This window comes from Marinitenerispora sediminis (genome assembly GCF_003336425.1).
GTDB lineage: Bacteria > Actinomycetota > Actinomycetes > Streptosporangiales > Streptosporangiaceae > Marinitenerispora > Marinitenerispora sediminis.
The window spans coordinates 13,338-31,136 of record NZ_QEIO01000016.1; the positions used below are offsets into that span (position 1 = coordinate 13,338).

16 protein-coding genes are annotated in these 17,799 nt (G+C 75.6%); 10 read left to right on the top strand and 6 right to left on the bottom strand.

Features of this window, described 5'->3' with window-relative positions; all coding sequences use genetic code 11:
• Positions 1 to 61 precede the first annotated feature (61 nt).
• The 3 genes from DEF28_RS04660 to DEF28_RS28305 form a co-directional block, all read right to left on the bottom strand.
• Positions 62 to 634 carry a hypothetical protein gene (locus DEF28_RS04660; protein WP_309485806.1) on the bottom strand — a complete coding sequence of 191 codons (573 nt, stop codon included), beginning with the start codon at positions 632 to 634 and terminating at the stop codon, positions 62 to 64.
• A gap of 367 nt (positions 635 to 1,001) precedes the next feature.
• Entirely contained in the window at positions 1,002 to 1,469 is a 468-nt protein-coding gene (locus DEF28_RS04665) for an SRPBCC family protein (protein WP_233515092.1), read from the bottom strand.
• On the bottom strand, positions 1,466 to 1,966 hold the full coding sequence (locus DEF28_RS28305) for a hypothetical protein (protein WP_233515093.1): 501 nt from the start codon (positions 1,964 to 1,966) through the stop codon (positions 1,466 to 1,468). The genes DEF28_RS04665 and DEF28_RS28305 overlap by 4 nt, the downstream gene beginning before the upstream one ends.
• Positions 1,967 to 2,070: 104 nt before the next feature.
• Here DEF28_RS28305 and DEF28_RS04675 point away from each other — a divergent pair, with 104 nt between their 5' ends.
• Both DEF28_RS04675 and DEF28_RS04680 read left to right on the top strand, forming a co-directional pair.
• The gene (locus tag DEF28_RS04675; protein ID WP_114397390.1) at positions 2,071 to 2,391 is read left to right on the top strand and encodes a hypothetical protein; all 321 of its coding nucleotides are present in this window, start codon (positions 2,071 to 2,073) and stop codon (positions 2,389 to 2,391) included.
• A gap of 190 nt (positions 2,392 to 2,581) precedes the next feature.
• Entirely contained in the window at positions 2,582 to 3,352 is a 771-nt protein-coding gene (locus tag DEF28_RS04680; RefSeq protein ID WP_114397391.1) for a nucleotidyltransferase domain-containing protein, read from the top strand.
• Between the two features lie 234 nt (positions 3,353 to 3,586).
• On the opposite strand, the gene DEF28_RS04685 is transcribed toward DEF28_RS04680, so the two are convergent.
• A complete protein-coding gene (locus tag DEF28_RS04685) occupies positions 3,587 to 4,564 on the bottom strand; it encodes an LLM class flavin-dependent oxidoreductase (protein ID WP_114397392.1) in 978 nt (325 codons plus the stop codon).
• A gap of 1,124 nt (positions 4,565 to 5,688) precedes the next feature.
• Here DEF28_RS04685 and kdpA point away from each other — a divergent pair.
• The 5 genes from kdpA (at position 5,689) to DEF28_RS04715 (ending at position 13,530) form a co-directional block, all read left to right on the top strand.
• Entirely contained in the window at positions 5,689 to 7,365 is a 1,677-nt protein-coding gene (gene kdpA / locus DEF28_RS04695) for a potassium-transporting ATPase subunit KdpA (RefSeq protein ID WP_114397394.1), read from the top strand.
• The gene (gene kdpB, locus DEF28_RS04700; protein ID WP_114397395.1) at positions 7,366 to 9,480 is read left to right on the top strand and encodes a potassium-transporting ATPase subunit KdpB; all 2,115 of its coding nucleotides are present in this window, start codon (positions 7,366 to 7,368) and stop codon (positions 9,478 to 9,480) included. It begins immediately after the preceding gene.
• Between the two features lies 1 nt (position 9,481).
• Positions 9,482 to 10,072, top strand: a complete 591-nt coding sequence (gene kdpC / locus DEF28_RS04705; RefSeq protein ID WP_114397396.1) for a potassium-transporting ATPase subunit KdpC — start codon at positions 9,482 to 9,484, stop codon at positions 10,070 to 10,072.
• 139 nt (positions 10,073 to 10,211) lie between these two features.
• The gene (locus DEF28_RS04710; RefSeq protein ID WP_114397397.1) at positions 10,212 to 12,782 is read left to right on the top strand and encodes an ATP-binding protein; all 2,571 of its coding nucleotides are present in this window, start codon (positions 10,212 to 10,214) and stop codon (positions 12,780 to 12,782) included.
• 61 nt (positions 12,783 to 12,843) lie between these two features.
• Positions 12,844 to 13,530 carry a response regulator gene (locus DEF28_RS04715; RefSeq protein WP_114397398.1) on the top strand — a complete coding sequence of 229 codons (687 nt, stop codon included), beginning with the start codon at positions 12,844 to 12,846 and terminating at the stop codon, positions 13,528 to 13,530.
• Between the two features lie 350 nt (positions 13,531 to 13,880).
• Here DEF28_RS04715 and DEF28_RS04720 read toward each other — a convergent pair whose 3' ends face one another.
• Positions 13,881 to 14,801 carry an aminoglycoside phosphotransferase family protein gene (locus DEF28_RS04720; protein WP_114397399.1) on the bottom strand — a complete coding sequence of 307 codons (921 nt, stop codon included), beginning with the start codon at positions 14,799 to 14,801 and terminating at the stop codon, positions 13,881 to 13,883.
• A 290-nt stretch (positions 14,802 to 15,091) separates the two neighbouring features.
• On the opposite strand from DEF28_RS04720, the gene DEF28_RS04725 reads away from it, so the two are divergent.
• The 3 genes from DEF28_RS04725 (at position 15,092) to DEF28_RS04735 (ending at position 16,855) form a co-directional block, all read left to right on the top strand.
• Positions 15,092 to 15,514, top strand: a complete 423-nt coding sequence (locus DEF28_RS04725; RefSeq protein ID WP_114397400.1) for a DUF6153 family protein — start codon at positions 15,092 to 15,094, stop codon at positions 15,512 to 15,514.
• 114 nt (positions 15,515 to 15,628) lie between these two features.
• Positions 15,629 to 16,273, top strand: a complete 645-nt coding sequence (locus DEF28_RS04730; protein ID WP_233515094.1) for a DUF305 domain-containing protein — start codon at positions 15,629 to 15,631, stop codon at positions 16,271 to 16,273.
• A gap of 222 nt (positions 16,274 to 16,495) precedes the next feature.
• The gene (locus tag DEF28_RS04735; RefSeq protein ID WP_114397402.1) at positions 16,496 to 16,855 is read left to right on the top strand and encodes an MmcQ/YjbR family DNA-binding protein; all 360 of its coding nucleotides are present in this window, start codon (positions 16,496 to 16,498) and stop codon (positions 16,853 to 16,855) included.
• A 224-nt stretch (positions 16,856 to 17,079) separates the two neighbouring features.
• Here the strand turns inward: DEF28_RS04735 and DEF28_RS04740 are convergent, their stop codons facing one another.
• Complete coding sequence (locus DEF28_RS04740) at positions 17,080 to 17,760, bottom strand: sirohydrochlorin chelatase (protein WP_114397403.1); 681 nt, start codon at positions 17,758 to 17,760, stop codon at positions 17,080 to 17,082.
• Positions 17,761 to 17,799 lie beyond the last annotated feature (39 nt).

Below are 17,799 nucleotides of genomic sequence, written 5' to 3' on the forward strand. Positions count from 1 at the left end.
CCGCCGCCCCGGCCCGCCGGAGGGCGGGACGGCGACGCGGGCGCCGGCACCAGCGTCAGCGTCAGCGCAGTGTGCCCGTGGAGGTCATGGGCGTGCCGTCGTGGGAGACGGCCTCCCAGCGGGCCTGGAGGGTGCCGGCGCGCACACCGGGCTCCAGGATCAGCTCGACCTCGTCGATGCAGCGCTGGTCGGGGTCGTAGGTCTCCACGTAGTCGAACGAGAGGCGGTCCTCGGCGCGCTCGGTGAGGGTGAGGCTGCCGCGGCAGTTGAGGGTGAACCACTCCGCGCTGCCGTGCTCGGAGCCCGCCGTGAGCTTGACGGTCGCGCCCCAGTCCACGACGTGCGCGCCGGACTCGTCCGTCTGCGCCATCTCGCCGCTCCAGCTGCCAGCGAAGGACTCGGGGACGCCGGTTCCGTCGTCGGCGCCGGCCGAGGGGCGCAGCAGCAGCCAGGCCGCGACGCCGCCGACCAGCACCACCGCGACCACCGCGGCGGCGGCCGCCAGGAGCGTCCGGCGCCGGCGGCCGCTGTGCCGCGCCGACCTGGGCGGCGGCCACAGGGACATCTGGCGGATCGGCGAGGGGGGCTCGATCCCGGCACGCTCCGACTCCGGCCGCTCTGGTCGTGTCGGCACGGAACTCACCGAGGGCCCGTGGTCGGGCGGGAGCGGCCCAGGCGGGGATGGGACGTACAGATCATCGCTTCCTCCAAGGCGGGCGGGTTCGTCGACCCGCCCGCGGGTACAGCGAACGAGAATAAGCCACCCGAACGTCCACTCTCAGGACAACCGGAGTGACGAACGCCACACACTCCGGCGCCGTGAGGACGGCCACGCCGGCCGGCGGAGGCCCGACCGCGGGCGGCGCGGCGGATCGGGGCCGCCCGGAGGCAGCCTGCGGCGCCCGGGTGGAGAGGTACGTCACTGGCCGCGCGGCGGTGCACGCCCGTCACGTCACGTCAACCGTCCCGCGCCGGTCCCCAGTGGAGCGGGGCCAGCGGCGTCACGCCCCGTCACCCGCGAGGCGCCCCAGCTTGCGGAGCGACCGGCGGAAGGCCGGCTCCACCGCGGCCCGGACCACCGGCCAGGCCAGCCGTCCGAGCGGGCCGAACGGGGGGTCGATCCACTCCGTCCAGGTGACCCGGCTGCGGCCATCGGGGAGGGGGGCCACGTCGAAGCGCCCCCGTCCCCGGACGACCCGGCCGAGGTGGCGCACCTCGCAGTGGCCGGCGGAGTCGCGCGTCGCCGGCCGCCAGGCGGTGATCTCCATCGGATCGGCGAAGCCCACCCGGCCGATCCCGGTGACCGCCTCGACGACGGCCCCCGGCCCCTGGCCCCCGCGGGCCCGGGTGAGCAGCATCCAGCGGTCGTGCCGGTCCCAGTCGACCAGCAGGCGCCACACCTGGTCGGCGGGCGCGGGGCACGGCTCCGTGACGGCGATCCGGCACGGAGCGCACCGCGGCCGCGTCACCCGCTCCCCGGGCCGTCGTCCGCCGCGCGCGGTTCGCGGCCGGGCCGGCCGCCGGCGGGCACGGAGCGCTCACCGAACGCCGGATCGTCGATCACGCTCTCCGGCCGGGTACGCTCCTCCGGCTCCTCGGCATCGGCGGGCTCGACCGGCTCGCCGTCGGGCGAGCGCGGGTACCACAGCCCGGGCTCGGTGTCAGCGCGCGACTCCGCGAGCCGGTGCTCCAGTTCGGCGATGCGCTCGTCGCGCTCGCGCAGCGCGGCGGCCACTCGGCGCAGCACCTCGTCAACGGCGCGCACGTGGTAGCCCCACAGCGCCAGCGGGAGCTCGATCCGGGAGACGTCCATGCCGGTCACGGGCCGGTCGGCGGGAAGGTCGAGCGGAGGGTGGTCCGCCGCGAAACGCGCCAACTGGCCGCCGCGCCCCATGACCGCGAACGCCACACCGGCCAGCACGGCGACGGCGGCCAGGGCGGTCAGGATCAGGATGGCTTGGTTCACGCCTCGATCGTGCCATACCGGGCGGGGCGCGACGCGGCCCGCGCACGCACGGTCACCGGCCGGCACCGGCCGGCGCGGCCGCCGTCCGTGCGAGACTCGGAAGCGTGCGCGACGACGAGCCCTCCCACCTGCTGGCACCTGACGCGGCAGCCCCGGACGGCGTGGTCGACGCCGGCGACCGGCCGTCGGCCGAACGGGTCCGCGCCCTCGTCGGGGAGGGCCGCCCGGTGCTGGTGCGCTGCCGCCCCCGGCCGGACCCGGCCGCCGATGCGGCAGAGACCGTCGCGCTGGTCGCCGTCTACGCCTGGCTCGGCGTGCGCTACTTCGCCACCGGCCACCCCCGGCAGGTGCGCCAGGCACTGGACATGGTGGCGTCCGTCCAGGGCCACCGCCCGCCGGCGGTCGCCCGCCGCGGCCTGGCCTGACGCCGCGCCGGCCTGACCGCGGCCCCGCGGCCCCGGGACGGCGCAGCGCGCAGGTCCAGGCAGCCGCGGAGCGCGCTCCGAAGAGCGGCCGGGGGCGGTCCGCGGTACTGGTCCGCGGCCCCTGGCCCCCTTCCCCCCATGGGCGAAATCCGCTTCGGTGAACCCCCGTCAACGTTCTAGGCTCGTCGCCATGAACGCGCCACTGCCGCCGCACATCGCCGAACTCGCCGACCAACTCGCCGCGCTGCCCGGTGCGGTGGCCGTCGTACTCGGCGGCTCCCGGGCCGCCGGGACGCACCGGCCCGACAGCGACTGGGACCTCGGCGTGTACTACCGCGCGTCCGAGCGCGCGGTGGATCCCGAGGACCTCCGGCGGCTCGGCCGTCCGGGGTACGTGTCGGCGCTCGGTGAGTGGGGGCCGATCGTGCACGGCGGCGGGTGGCTCTCCGTGGACGGCACCCCGGTGGACGTGCTGTTCCGCGACCTCGACCGGATCGAGCGGTGGGCGGCCGACGCCGAGCGCGGGGATTTCGAGGTGCTGACGCAGACGGGCTACGTGGTCGGGGCGCCGACCTACCTGCCTGTCGGTGAGCTCGCACTCGGCCGGCCCATCTCAGGGAGCGTGCCGCGCCCGGAGTTCTCCGAGGCACTCGCGGCGGCGGCCGCGGAGTACTGGGCCGGGCGGGCCGGGGTCTCGCTGATGTTCGCCGGGACGCACGCCGACGCCGGGGACCCGGTCTGCTGCGCGGGCATGCTCGTGGACGCGGTGCTCAGCGCGGCGCACTCCCGGCTCGCGGCGCGCCGGGAGTGGGTGCTCAACGAGAAGCGCCTCGTCGAGCGCGCCGGCCTGCTCGACACCCGGCAACTGCTCGCGCACCCGGGCGGCGGCCGGGCCGCGCTCCGGGAGACCGTAGCCGCCGTCAGCACGAGCCTCGGGATCACCCCGCCCACCCCCCGCTGAACGGCGACCGCGCCGGAGGCCGAGGTCTCCTGAGACCGGCGGCCTTCCGGACGCGGAGCTCCTGGGGCACCGCGTGTCGCCAGGACGTCCGCGCGGCGTCCCCCGCACCTGGGGCGGAGACGGCGGTGTCCTCGCGGGCGGTGCGACGGCCGGCCCGGCGGCAGCACGCCGGCCAGGCGCGGTCAGCGGCCCGGCGGTGGCGCGGCCGGCAGGCGGGCGGCCGACCGTCGGGCCTCAGCCCCGCAGCAGCGGAAGGACCCGCCCGGCCGCCCGGGACAGCTGCTCCGCCGCGTCGCCCGGCGGGTACAGGACCACGCTCTCGGCGCCGGCCGCGTGCAGCTCGGTGATGCGGCGGGCGCAGTCCTCGGGCGTGCCCACGACCGCGAGCGCGTCCACCCAGGCGTCCGGGACCGCGGCGACGCGCTCCGCCTCCGGCAGGGCGGCCAGCTCGCGTGCCTCGGCGGCGAAGCCGGTCGGCTCGATGTGCGCGGACAGCGCCGGGTCGACGACGGCCGCGGCGATGGTCGGGCGCAGCTCCGCACGGGCGCGGTCGCGGTCCTCGTCGACGTGGAACCAGGCGTTGACGTCCAGCCGATGCGGCCGTTCGGGACTGGTCCGGCCCGCCTCGACCGACCGCAGGGCGGCGGCGATGTACTCCGGCGACGCGGGCTCGGCGAGGTGGGTGCCGTCAGCGTGGCGCCCGGACACCCGCAGCGACTTCGGCCCGCGCACGCCGGCCACCACCGGAGGCACCACCGCCGGCGGGAACTCCAGCCGCACCCCGTCCAGCCGCACGTACCTGCCCTCCGTGGTCACGGTCTCCCCCGCGAGCAGCCGCCGGACGGCGTCCAGGTGCTCGGCGAGCGCGGTGAGCGGCGACGCGGGGGCCGCGCCGATCTGGCGCATCCACTCCGGCATGCCGTGGCCGATACCGGCGATCAGGCGGCCGGGGTGGGCCTCGGCGAGCGCGGCCAGTTCCATCGCGGTGAAGGCCGCGTTGCGCGCGACGGCGGGCAGGATGCCGACGCCGACGGTGACGCGCCCGGTGACGGCCAGCGCGGTCGCCGCGGCCGCGATCCCGCCGGCCAGGAAGCAGTCCTCGACGATCCACAGCTCGTCGAATCCGCCCCGCTCGACCTCGCGCGCGAGCGGCGGCAGCTCGGACAGCGGTAGACGGCACGGAAAGGTGAAGCCGACCTTCGGACGTGGCATGGATCACTCCTCGCTCGTGACCCAGGCAGCCTACCGAGCACCGGTCCCTCGAAGGGGCGGGAGTCCCCGTGCCGCACGGCCGCCGGGACCCCGGCCGTGTACCCGCCCGCCGCCTGGCCTCGGAAGGGCCGGGGCCGGAGCCGCCTCCCCCGCCGGACCCGGTGTACCAGCGGCTCCGCTCGGGGCGGTCCGGGCGCATCTGCGGCGGCGCCCCGCGGGCGGATCTTCTCCCCGCCACCGCGCCTGCCACCCGCGCCCCTCCAGGAGGCGGAGCGCTCCCCGCATCGTCCCCGCCCCGAGGCGACCGGCGTGGCAGGGCGGGGCCGGTACCGCGCTGCGGCTCGCTGTGCTCGCTTCCCATCGAAGCGCACACGGGCACACGGGCACACGGTGGGGCGGTACCGCCGACGGCGCGATGGGCGGGTGCTCCCGCGCATGGGCCCGGAGCCGGACCGCCGGTACCCGGCTGGCTCTTCCACGGCCGGCTTCCCACGCCGGCCGGCGGCGTGCCGCGCGGCCGCCTCCAGTGCGGGCCCACCAGCACGGCCCGCGAGGGCGGCGCACGGGCCGCGAAGCCGGCCCGGCCGCGCCGCCCCCGGCCGTTCCGCCGCCTCCTGCGCCGCACAGCACCGACCAGGGCCAGCCGGCCGCCGCCCGGCCACCCACGCCGCCGAGCGGCCGGCGGACGAGGACAGCCGCGCCGTGCCGGTGCCCGGCGGCTCACTGTTAAGGGTGCGTCAAAAACGGCCCCGTGAGGCGTCAGGACGCCATTAACACGCCCGTTACGTGGGCAATCGCCGAGTTGAATCGGCAATGACAGGTCTTGGCCCTGAACGTCCTGTGGCGGGTCAGCGGAAGCACCCCGGAGTGCGTCACGGGGTCCGTCCACCGCGCGGGCGCGGAGCCGCCCACCACGCCCACCGACCAGAGAAAGGGAGCGTTCTGTGCTCGACGTCGGCTTCGTCGCCCTGACGCTCGTGTGCTTCGCGATCGTCGGGATCACCGCGAGAGGGGTGTTCCGGCTGTGACGGCGATGATCCTCGGCATCCTCGGTCTGATCGCCGCGATCGGACTGATCGGCTACCTCGTGATCGTCCTGATCCTGCCGGGAAGGTTCTGAGCCCGTGTCCGACTCTCTCGCCGGGCTGCTCCAGATCTCCTTGGCGGTCGCACTGCTCGCCGCCCTCCGCATCCCCGTCGGCGACTACCTGGCGCACGTGTACACCAGCCCCCGGCACCTCGCCCCCGAGCGCCTCGTCTACCGGCTGTGCGGGGTGGACCCCGACCGCGAGCAGACCGCCGCCGGCTACCTCCGCGGGGTCCTGGCGTTCTCCCTGCTCTCGGTGCTCGCCCTCTACGGGCTGCAGCGCCTCCAGAACTGGCTGCCGCTGGCCGCCGGCATGGGCCCGGTCGCGCCCGGTACGGCGTGGAACACCGCCGTCTCCTTCGTGACGAACACGAACTGGCAGACCTACTCCGGCGAGTCCACCATGGGGCACCTCACCCAGATGGCCGGTCTCACCGTGCAGAACTTCCTGTCCGCCGCGATCGGCATGGCGGTGGCGATCGCGCTGGTCCGCGGGCTCATCCGGCGGCGGACGGAGCAGGTCGGCAACGTGTGGGTCGACCTGACCCGCACCGCCCTGCGGGTGCTGCTGCCGTTCGCGTTCGCCGCCGCGCTGCTGCTCGCCGCGGGCGGGGTGGTCCAGAACCTGTCCGGGCTCACCGCGCATACGACCCTGGACGGCGGCAGCCAGCTGCTGCCGGGCGGTCCGATCGCCTCCCAGGAGGCGATCAAGGAGCTCGGCACCAACGGCGGCGGTCCGTACAACGCCAACTCCGCCCACCCGTTCGAGAACCCGACCGCCTGGACCAACCTCCTGGAGGTACTGCTCCTGCTGCTCATCCCGGTCAGCCTGACCCGGACGTTCGGCACCATGCTGGCACGGTCCGGAGCCGGCACCCGGCGGCACGGACTCGCCCTCCTGGCCGCGATGGGCATCGTCTACGGCCTCGTGCTCGCGGGCGTGACGGCCGCCGAGGCGGCCGGCCGCGGCACCGCCGCGCAGGCGGCCGGCGCGGCCATGGAGGGCAAGGAGGTGCGCTTCGGCGAGTGGGCCTCCGCGCTGTTCGCCGCGTCCACCACCGCCACCTCCACCGGCGCGGTGAACTCCGCGCACGACTCCTTCACCGCGTTCGGCGGCGGGCTCGCGCTGTTCAACATGCTGCTCGGTGAGATCACTCCGGGCGGGGCGGGCTCCGGCCTCTACGGCATCCTCGTCGTGGCGATGCTCACCGTCTTCCTCGGCGGCCTGATGATCGGCCGGACTCCCGAGTACCTGGGCAAGCGGATCGGCGGACGCGAGATCAAGCTCATCGCGCTGTACATCCTCGCCACGCCGGCGCTGGTCCTCGTGCTCACCGGCATCGCCATGGCGCTGCCCTCGACCCGGGACGCGATGGCCAACGGCGGCATCCACGGCTTCACCGAGGTCCTGTACGCCTACGCCTCCACCGCCAACAACAACGGCAGCGCCTTCGGCGGGCTGAACGCCGGCACGCCGTTCCTCAGCCTCACCACGGGGCTGGCCATGCTCTTCGGCCGGTTCCTGCCCATCGTCCTCGTCCTCGCCCTGGCCGGCGCGCTCGCCCGGCAGCAGCCGTCCCCGGTGACGGCCGGCACCCTGCCGACCGACCGGCCGCTGTTCGTCGGCATGCTCACCGCCACGATCCTCATCGTCACCGGCCTGACCTTCTTCCCCGCGCTCGCGCTGGGCCCCATCGCCGAAGGACTGAGCTAGATGCCCGACCCCACCGCTCCACCGCGCGCCGGCGGCCCAAGGCGCCCCTCCGACGCCCACCCGCGCCCGGCACCGTCGCTCTTCGGCCCGCGCGCGCTGGCCGCCCAGCTTCCGTCGGCGCTGCGCAAGCTCGACCCGCGCACGATGGTGCGCACCCCCGTGATGTTCGTGGTGCTCGTCGGCTCGGTGCTCACCACGGTGTCCGCCCTCCTCGAACCGAGCGTGTTCGCGTGGGTTACGACCCTCTGGCTGTGGGCGACCGTGCTGTTCGCCAACCTGGCCGAGGCGGTCGCCGAGGGACGCGGCCGGGCGCAGGCGGACGCGCTGCGGCGCACCCGCACCGAGACGACGGCGCGGCTGCTGCGCGGCGGCACCGAGACGCCGGTCCCGGCGGCCCGGCTGGCCGTGGGCGACCTCGTGGTCTGCGAGGCGGGCGACGTCATCCCGAGCGACGGCGACGTGGTCGAGGGTGTGGCCAGCGTGGACGAGTCCGCCGTCACCGGCGAGTCCGCGCCGGTCATCCGCGAGTCCGGCGGCGACCGGTGCGCGGTCACCGGCGGCACCCGGGTGCTCAGCGACCGGATCGTCGTGCGGATCACCGCCGAGCCGGGGGCCACCTTCCTCGACCGGATGATCGCGCTGGTCGAGGGCGCGGACCGGCAGAAGACCCCGAACGAGATCGCCCTCAGCGCGCTGCTGGCCTCCCTCACCATCATCTTCCTGCTCGCGGTGGTCACCCTGCAGCCGTTCGCCGCCTACGCGGGGCAGCCGCAGCCGGTCCTCGTCCTGGTCGCGCTGCTGGTCTGCCTGATCCCCACCACCATCGGCGCGCTGCTGTCGGCCATCGGGATCGCCGGCATGGACCGGCTCGTCCGGCGCAACGTACTCGCGATGTCCGGACGCGCCGTGGAGGCCGCCGGCAACATCGACACCCTGCTGCTGGACAAGACCGGCACCATCACGCTCGGCAACCGCCAGGCCCACGAGCTGCTCCCGGTCGGGTCGGTGGCGGAGGCGGAGCTCGCGTCGGCCGCGCTGCTGGCCAGCGCGGCCGACGAGACCCCGGAGGGGCGCAGCATCGGCGCGCTGTGCCGGACCCGTCGGCTGCCCGCCGCACCGCCGTCCGGCGGCGTGGCCACCCTGGACGGCGCCGGGGGAACGCCGGTGCCGTTCAGCGCCGAGACCCGGATGAGCGGCATGGACCTGGCCGGCGGCCGCCGGATCCGCAAGGGCGCCGGATCGGCGGTGCGGCGCTGGGTCGAGGAGAACGGCGGACGCTACGACCCAGCGGTGGTGCCGCTGGTCGACGCCGTCTCGGCGCAGGGCGGCACCCCCCTGGTCGTCGCCGAGGCCGACGGCGCGGCGGCGCGGGTGCTCGGCGTCGTCCACCTCAAGGACGTCGTGAAGCCGGGGCTGCGGGAGCGGTTCGACCGGCTGCGCGCCATGGGCATCCGCACGGTGATGGTCACCGGTGACAACCCGCGCACCGCCCGCGCCATCGCCGAGGAGGCCGGGGTGGACGACTTCCTGGCCGAGGCGACCCCGCAGGACAAGCTCGACCTGATCCGGCGCGAGCAGGAGGGCGGCCGGCTGGTCGCGATGACCGGCGACGGCACCAACGACGCTCCGGCGCTCGCGCAGGCCGACGTCGGCGTCGCCATGAACTCGGGGACCAGCGCCGCCAAGGAGGCCGGCAACATGGTGGACCTCGACTCCGACCCGACCAAGCTCATCGAGATCGTGGAGATCGGCAAGCAGCTGCTCATCACGCGGGGCGCGCTGACCACGTTCTCGGTCGCCAACGACGTCGCGAAGTACTTCGCGATCATCCCGGCCATGTTCTCCGGCATCGCCGGGTACGAGGGACTGGCCCGGTTGAACGTCATGGGGCTGGCCGGCCCGGAGTCGGCGATCCTCTCGGCGGTCGTCTTCAACGCGCTGATCATCGTGGCGCTGATCCCGCTGGCCCTGCGCGGCGTCGCCTACCGGGCGGCCGGAGCCGCGCGGATGCTGCGCCGCAACCTGCTGGTGTACGGGGCCGGCGGACTCGTCGCGCCGTTCGCCGGCATCGCGCTGATCGACCTCGTCGTCTCCCGCATCCCCGGACTGGTGTGACATGGGACCTCTTCCGCAGTGGCTGCGGCCCTACGGCGCGGCCGTCCGCTTCCTCATCGTCATGACGGTGCTGCTCGGCGTGGGCTACCCGCTCGCGGTCACCGGGGTCGCCCAGGTGCTGCTCCCCCACCAGGCGAACGGCTCCCTGGTCCGGGACGACGGCCGGGTCGTGGGTTCGGCCCTGATCGGGCAGGACTTCGCCGGCCCCGAGTGGTTCCACCCGCGGCCCTCCGCCGCGGGCGAGGACGGCTACGACGGCGCGGCCAGCGGTGCCTCCAACCTCGGGCCGAACAGCCCGGAGCTGCGCGCGCTGGTCGAGGAGCGCCGGGCGGCGGTCGCCGCCGAGAACGGAGTGCCCGAGAGCGCGGTTCCGCCGGACGCGGTCACCGCGAGCGGCAGCGGCCTGGACCCGCACGTCTCGCCGGCCTACGCCGCGATCCAGGTCGACCGGGTGGCCCAGGCACGCGGCCTGTCCCCGGCCGCCGTGCGGGCGCTGGTCGCGGAGCACACCACCGGCCGCGCGCTGGGCGTCCTCGGGGAGCCCGGTGTGAACGTGCTGGAGCTGAACCTCGCCCTGGAGCAGGCCAGGTGAGCGCGCGGGCGGCCCGCCGAGCCGCCCCGCCGCCGGCGGCCCGCCCTAAGCTGGAACTGGTCGGACTGGCGACGTCCGGCCGGCCGCGCGGAGCGGGTCCGGGCGGCCCACCGCTCCTTCCGACGGGGACGGCGGCACGATGAACAGCGCGAGACGCGGACGGCTGCGGGTCTACCTCGGGGCGGCGCCCGGGGTCGGCAAGACGTTCGCCGCCCTGAGCGAGGCGCACCGCCGCCAGGAGCGCGGGGCCGACCTCGTGGTGGGCTACGTCGAGACCTACGACCGGCCGAGGACCACGGCGCTGCTCGGCGGCCTGGAGGTCCTGCCGCGCACGGTGCGGACCCACCGGGGCGCCCGCCTGGACGAGTTGGACCTCGACGCCCTGCTGGACCGCGCGCCGGCGATCGCGGTCGTGGACGAACTCGCGCACACCAACGTCCCCGGCTCGCGCAACGCCAAGCGGTGGCAGGACGTGGAGGAGCTGCTCGACGCCGGCATCGACGTCATCTCGACCCTGAACGTGCAGCACCTGGAGTCGCTGAACGACGTGGTGGAGCAGATCACCGGCGTCCGGCAGCGCGAGACCATCCCCGACGACGTGGTGCGCCGCGCCGACCAGATCGAACTGTGCGACATGTCCCCCTACGGGCTGCGCCGCCGGATGTCGCACGGCAACATCTACCCGGCGGAGAAGATCGACGCCGCGCTGTCCAACTACTTCCGCGAGGGCAACCTCACCGCGCTGCGCGAACTGGCGCTGCTCTGGGTGGCCGACCGGGTGGACGAGGGCCTGTCCCGCTACCGCGGCGAGCACAACATCCGCGAGACGTGGGAGGCCCGGGAGCGCGTGGTCGTGGCACTCACCGGCGGCCCGGAGGGCGAGACGCTGATCCGGCGCGCCGCGCGCATCGCCGCGCGCTCGCGCGGCGGCCAGCCGCAGCCCAGCCAGCTCATGGCGGTGCACGTGGTCTCCAGCGACGGCCTGACCTCGGCGGCGCCGGAGGCCATCGCCGACCAGCGTCGGCTGCTCGCCGAGCTCGGCGGCACCTACCACCAGGTGCTGGGTGACGACGTGGCCACCGCGCTGCTGGAGTTCGCGCGCGGGGTGAACGCCACGCAGATCGTCCTCGGCTCGTCGCGCCGCCCGGCCTGGCAGTACGTCTTCGGCCCCGGTGTGGGCGCGACCGTGGCACGGGAGTCCGGGGACGTCGACGTGCACATCGTCACGCACGAGGAGGTCGGGCGCGGCCGGGGGCTGCTGCCGCCGCTGACTCCGGGCGGCCTCGGCCCGGCCCGCCGGACGTGGGGGTGGGTCGCGGCCGGGCTCGGCCCCGCCGCCCTCGCCGCCGTGCTGCACCTGCCGGTGCTGGACACGCTCGGGCTGACCACCGACATGCTGTTCTTCCTGTCGGCCACGGTGGTGGTCGCGCTGGTGGGCGGGCTGTGGCCCGCGATGTTCGCGGCGGTGTGGGGCAGCCTGCTGGTCAACTACTTCTTCACCGAGCCGCTGTACCAGCTGCGCGTCTACCGGCCGGCGAACCTCGTGGCGCTCGCCGTCTCCATCCTGGTGGGCGTCGCCGTGGCGGTGGTGGTCGACCTCGCGGTGCGCCGGTCCAAGCAGGCGGCTCGGGCGCGTGCGGAGGCGAGCACGCTCAGCCTGCTGGCCGGCAGTGTTCTGGGCGTGCACGAGCCGATCCCGGCGCTGCTGCGGCGGCTGTGCGAGACGTTCGGCCAGCACTCGGCGGCGCTGCTGGAGCAGGGCGACGACGGCCGGTGGCGGCTGGTCGAGGGCGCGGGGCAAGCTCCGTGCGTCGATCCGGGCGAGGCCGACGCGCTGGTCTCGGTCAGCGACTCGCTCGCGCTCGCGCTGCGGGGACACGTGCTGCGCGCCGGCGACCGCCGCGTGCTCGGTGCGTTCGCCACCCACATCGGGATCGCGGCGGAACGGCAGCGGCTGGCCCGCGACGCGGCGGAGGCACGGCGGCAGGCCGCGGGCAACAAGATCCGCACCGCGCTGCTGGCCGCGGTCTCGCACGACCTGCGCACGCCGCTCACCTCCATCAAGGCGAGCGTCGGCAGCCTGCGCGCGACCGACATCGAGCTGTCCGAGACCGACCGCCGGGAGCTGCTGGAGAACATCGAGGAGTCCACCGACCGCCTGAACGTGCTGGTGGACAACCTCCTCGACATGAGCCGGCTGCAGACCGACACGGTACGCCCCAACCTGCGCGCGATCGGGCTGGAGGAGGTGGTACCGGCCACTCTCATCGGCATCCCCGGCGACGTCGCCGTGGACGTGCCCGAGGGGCTGCCGCGCGTGCACGCCGACCGCGGGCTGCTGGAACGCGCGGTGGCCAACGTGGTCGAGAACGCGGTCCGCCACCATCCCGCGGACGGCGGCCCGGTCCGGGTGGCGGCCAGCGCGCTCGGCGGGACGGTAGAACTACGGGTGACGGACCACGGGCCCGGGGTGCCGGACGAGTCGAAGGAGCGGATCTTCGAGGCGTTCCAGCGGCTCGGCGACGCACCGCGCGGCACCGGCATCGGTCTGGGGCTCGCGGTGGCGCGCGGGTTCACCGAGGCGATGGGCGGCTCGCTGACGGCGGAGGACACCCCCGGCGGCGGCCTGACGATGGTGTTCCGGCTGCACGGCTTGGCCGGAGCGGCCTCGGAACGGGAAGACCTCCACGCTGCCGCGGGGCCGGAATGAGTCCGAGCCGCTGCGGAGCGGGACGTAGGCAGCCGGAAGCGAGCGGAGACCGGGGTGGCGGATGCGGGTACTGGTCGTTGACGACGATGCGCAGATCCTGCGGGCCATGCGGATCAACCTGCGGGCGCGCGGCTACGACGTGGACATCGCGCCGGACGGCGCCTCGGCGCTGGCGGCGGCGGCCAAGCACTCCCCCGACATCGTCCTGCTCGACCTGGGGCTGCCGGACATGGAGGGCGTCGAGGTGATCGAGGGACTGCGCGGCTGGACGGCGGTGCCCATCATCGTGCTCTCCGCGCGGCACTCCTCGTCGGAGAAGGTGCAGGCGCTGGACGCGGGCGCCGACGACTACGTCACCAAGCCCTTCGGCATGGACGAACTGCTCGCCCGCCTGCGCGCCGCCGCCCGCCGCGCGGTCCGCGTCGAGGAGGCGCCCGTGGTGCGCACGCCGGCGTTCACGGTGGACTTGGGCGCGAAGCGGGTCTCCCGGGACGACGCCGAGGTGCGGCTCACCCCCACGGAGTGGCACATCCTGGAGATCCTGGTCCGCAACGCCGGCCGCCTGGTCAGCCAGCGCCAGCTCCTGCACGATGTGTGGGGGCCCGCCTACCAGAGCGAGACCAACTACCTGCGCGTCTACCTGGCCCAGCTCCGCCGCAAGCTGGAACCGGACCCCGCGCACCCCGTGTACCTCATCACCGAGGCGGGGATGGGCTACCGCTTCGAGGCGGGACCGCGAACACCGTGACGGTGCGCGGTACCGGCGCCTTCGGCCCGCAGGCGGCGGGGCGGGACGGCGGCCGCTCCGGCCGGACGTCGAGCACCGCCGCCGCGCCGCCGGTCCGCACGCGTGATACGGCCGTCCTCGCTGGCCCGGCGCGCGAGCCGCACCGCGCCGAGGCCCCGATCCCCGCGGCCGATGGGCCGCCCCCGGGCTTGGGGGCAGGGGCCCGCCGCACGGCCCCCCGGGGAGCCGGCGGGCCGACCGCCGTCCTCCTGACCGGGGGCGGGCGGCGGGGCCCGACGCGGGCGCGGGCGGCCGCGCCGGTCGTCCGCGCCGGTCGTCCGCGCCGGTGCCGGCACCCCGCGCTACCCCGTTCAGCAGGCCGCGAGGCTCATCAGGACCTCGAAGTCCGCCCCGCCGGCCTCGCCGCGGTTGGCGCGGGCGACGGCGTGGATCGGCGCGGCCGCGCGGCACCACCCCAGCAGCCGCGCCGGGGAGCTGCCGATGGCCGGCGCGAGCACGGAGATGCGGCGGTCGACCTCCTCGCGCGAGCCCGCCTGCCAGAGGACCCACTCCACCGCGTCGACCGCCGCGTCGCCGAGGCAGGCCCGGGGATCGATCGCCACCAGTCCGCGGCGCGGGCCGCCGTTCAGGACGTTGTGCGGGTGCAGGTCGCCGTGCAGTGCCACGACGTTGTCCTCGTTCGCCGTGAGCGCGCGGGCGCGCGCGTGGCCGTGGTGCAGCAGCACGGCGGGAACGAGATCGGCCGCGCGCCCCTCGGCGCGGCGGTGCTCCCACAGGTCGTAGAGGAAGTTGACGCGGCTCTGCAACGGGTGCAGGCGCGACACCTTGTGCTCGGGGAGGCGGGCGGTGTGCAGGTCCCGGATGAGCGCGGCGACCTCCTCCAGCGCGGGTGCGGGATCCATGTCCGCCACGTGCTCGCCGGGCTCGATCGCCTCCAGGAGCAGCCCGCCGCGCCGCTTGTCGACCTCCCACACGGCGGGTACCCGGCCGGTGGCCTCCCACAGTCCGAGCGTGCACGCCTCCGTGGCGAGGAGGGCGGGGTCGGGACCGACCTTCAGCACGGCCGCGGTGCCGTCGGCCCGCCGGACGAACATCACCACCGACGTCCGCCCGTGCGGCGCGGGGCCGGTGACGGTGAGTTTCCAGTCATCCGCCAGCTCGTCCACCAGGGCGGGGAGGCCGGAGAGCCAGTTCCGCGCCTTGCATCCGAACCGCCGGACCAGCCGTTCGCGCTGGACGTCGTCCACCAGATCCGTCAGGACACCGCTCATGTGGCCACCCCGCGCCTCCGGACCCGGGCCGGCCCGCCATCCGGCTCCCGCCGGGGCCGAGCCCTGTATCGCCGATGCTTCACGCGCTCTCCTCACGCCGCGGATCACTCGCATACCGGCTCGTGGACCGTCCCGGCCCGCCGGCGCCGGAGGCGCCCGGCCGCGGAGGCCGCCCCGGAGCGGAGCGACGCCGACGTCCACCGGCGGTCCGGTTGCGAGGATGACCCCCTTCCCCTACCCGGTGGGGGCGGGTCTCTATACCCCCGCGGGGCATTTACCCTGGGGACGTGATGTTCTCAGTACGCCGTCGGCGGCGCACCGCCCCGTGGACGTGGGCGCGTGCGCTGCTGCTGCTGTGCGTACTGACCGGTGTGGCGGGCATGCACACGCTCGGCCACCCGCACCCCGAGGAGCACCGGGCCGCGGCGGCGGTGTCCGTGCCCGCGGCCGACCACGCGGAGCCGTCCACGGCGCGCACCGCCATGGACGGTCCGGACAGCGGATCCGACTCGCCGCCGCCGATGGACCCCACCGCGGTCTGCCTGGCCGTCGGCGGGCTCGTGCTCGCCCTGCTCGGGGTGGCCGCCGCGGCGCTGCCGCGCTGGCCGGGCACCGCCGCCCGGGCGCGGGCGCGCGTCCGCCGCCGTCCCGCGCCCGACGAGTCGCCGCCGCGCCCGCCGTCCCTCTCCCGCCTCCAGGTGCTGCGGATCTAGATGCCCTCCGGAGCGCCGGCGCTTCCGCGCCCGCGCTCCCCACGGCGATCGATCCATCCGCCCGGCGCCGTCGCGCCGTGCGCGGATCCCACCTGTCGAGGAAGGGGACCTTCCATGTCCGTATCCAGCTCCATGCCCGGTTCCACCACCGCCCGTGTGCTGCTGCCCGCCGCCCTCACCGCGGCGCTGCTCCTCACCGGCTGCGCCGCTGATGGCGACGCCCCCGCCGCGGAGCCGACCGCGAGCGCGTCGGAGCAGGCCAGCGCCCGGCACAACGACGCCGACGTGATGTTCGCCCAGATGATGATCCCGCACCACGAGCAGGCCGTGGAGATGGCCCGGCTGGCCGAGGGGCGGGCCGGCGACGGCGTGGCGGAGCTCGCCGGGGCGATCGAGGCGGCCCAGGGCCCGGAGATCGAGCAGCTCGAATCGATGCTGGAAGCGTGGGGGGAGGAGCCCGAGAGCGGCTCCATGGACCACGGGATGCCGGGGATGATGAGCGACGAGGACATGGCCGACCTGGAGTCGGCCACCGGCGACGCCTTCGACCAGCGCTTCCTGGAGCTGATGATCGCCCACCACGAGGGCGCCATCGAGATGGCCGAGACGGAGATCGACGGCGGTGAGAACCCGGAGGCCGTCGCCCTCGCCGAGCAGGTCGTCGAGGACCAGCGCGCGGAGATCGCGCAGATGACCGCGATGCTCGGCGGCTCGCCGTCGGCCGGTACCGGTTCGGACGGTGGACACGGCGGCCACTGACCGCCGCGCGGCCCCGCGGCGGTGCGGGTGCCGGCTTCCGGCCGGCGCCCGCGCCCCGCTGGGCGGGGGTGCGGCCCCGGCTGCCGGCGCTCGATGGCCGCGGTCCCGAACGGCGCCCGCGGGCCGGGGCGGTGCGCTTGCCGGGGCGGTGGCTACCGCCCCTCCGGACGGCGAGCGGAGCCCACCGCACCACAGTCGCCCGATATGTGGTTATCTCACGTCATGGGTGTTGAGATCACGCGGTTCCTCCGGCTGGTGGACGCGCTGCCGGAGACCGAGCACCAGGAGACGGACCGGTACACGTCGTTCAGCGTGCACGACAGGAAGTTCGGGTACCTGTGGCCGCGCACGCGGACCGTGGGCCTGAAGCAGACGCTGTCCGAGCAGCTCGCCCTGGTGGCTGAGCGGCCGGAGGTCTTCGAGGTCCAGTTCACCTCGGGCGGCTTCGGCTGGGTCGTGGTGCACCTGGACGGAATCGAGCTGGACGAGCTGAGCGAGCTCGTGCTGGAGGCATGGCGGCTCACGGCGCCCGAGGACCTGCTCGCCGACCTCCCCACCCCGGCCTCCCTCGTCCGGGGCTGACCCGGGCGCGGCTGGGTGGGGTCCCGTCCGAGCCGCCTGCCTCGGCCGGTGTGCCTCCGGCCCGGAGGAGGCCCGCCGGCCCGAGCCGGGTGTGGGCGTCCTCGGAGGGCCCGGCCGCAGCGAACCGCGCGGGCCTCCGCCCCGCCCGGCCGTACCTGGTGGTGGGCCCGCCGGGGGAGCGGCCGCGCGGACGGCCCGCCGCCCGCGGCGTCGCGCGGCCTCCGCTAGGCGGCCAGCCGCGCGGTCGCCGCGCGGTGCTGGGCGAGCAGGGTGTCGACCACCACGCCGGCCGGCCACAGCGGAGCGGTGACGGCCGTGGCGTCGAGGTCGCGCAGGCGTCCGTGCCCCTCGCCCTCGACCAGCTGCCAGGCCGCGACGCAGACCCGGTCCTGGCCCCGGCGCCGCAGCCGCTCCACGGCGTCGGTGACCGACGGCGCCCACGCGCTGAGGTAGCCGACCTGCACGGGCGACTGCACCCGGCGGCTGAGCATGCGCGCCACCGAGGTGAGCTGGTGGCGCTCGTCCTGGTCGGAGGTCCCGTCCGCGGCGAGCACCACGCCGTCGCCGGGCCGCCATCCGGCCTGCTGGAGGCGGCGGGCGAGGCTGCCGACGATGGAGGGGACCGCGCCCAGCGGCGCCGTGGTGCAGGCGTCGAACCGGTGGTCGAGGTCCAGGCCGGCGAGCAGCTCCGCGCTGGCACGGTCACTGCCGGCCAGGTAGGCGGGGACGACGACGAGCGGTCCTTCGACCGCCTCGACCGCGGACCGGAGATCGTCGGCGGAGCCGAAGGACGAGACGACCGGGGCCTCTCCCCGCCGGGTCACCGCGTCGGCGAGGCCGCGCAGGGCCTCCGCCCGGTGCGCGTCGCGCGAGCTGTCGGCTGCCAGCATCATCGTGGGGACCATGTCCGTCTCCTTAGAATCGCCTGAGCGTCTGCCCGGTGT

Bases quoted from the DNA above. Each gene is read 5' to 3' on its own strand.
- DEF28_RS04680 (WP_114397391.1), top strand. From the start codon at position 2,582: ATGAACGCGCCACTGCCGCCGCACATCGCCGAACTCGCCGACCAACTC.
- DEF28_RS04685 (WP_114397392.1), bottom strand. From the start codon at position 4,564: ATGCCACGTCCGAAGGTCGGCTTCACCTTTCCGTGCCGTCTACCGCTG.
- kdpB (WP_114397395.1), top strand. From the start codon at position 7,366: ATGCCCGACCCCACCGCTCCACCGCGCGCCGGCGGCCCAAGGCGCCCC.
- kdpC (WP_114397396.1), top strand. From the start codon at position 9,482: ATGGGACCTCTTCCGCAGTGGCTGCGGCCCTACGGCGCGGCCGTCCGC.
- DEF28_RS04710 (WP_114397397.1), top strand. From the start codon at position 10,212: ATGAACAGCGCGAGACGCGGACGGCTGCGGGTCTACCTCGGGGCGGCG.
- DEF28_RS04715 (WP_114397398.1), top strand. From the start codon at position 12,844: ATGCGGGTACTGGTCGTTGACGACGATGCGCAGATCCTGCGGGCCATG.
- DEF28_RS04720 (WP_114397399.1), bottom strand. From the start codon at position 14,801: ATGAGCGGTGTCCTGACGGATCTGGTGGACGACGTCCAGCGCGAACGG.
- DEF28_RS04725 (WP_114397400.1), top strand. From the start codon at position 15,092: ATGTTCTCAGTACGCCGTCGGCGGCGCACCGCCCCGTGGACGTGGGCG.
- DEF28_RS04730 (WP_233515094.1), top strand. From the start codon at position 15,629: ATGTCCGTATCCAGCTCCATGCCCGGTTCCACCACCGCCCGTGTGCTG.
- DEF28_RS04735 (WP_114397402.1), top strand. From the start codon at position 16,496: ATGGGTGTTGAGATCACGCGGTTCCTCCGGCTGGTGGACGCGCTGCCG.
- DEF28_RS04740 (WP_114397403.1), bottom strand. From the start codon at position 17,760: ATGGTCCCCACGATGATGCTGGCAGCCGACAGCTCGCGCGACGCGCAC.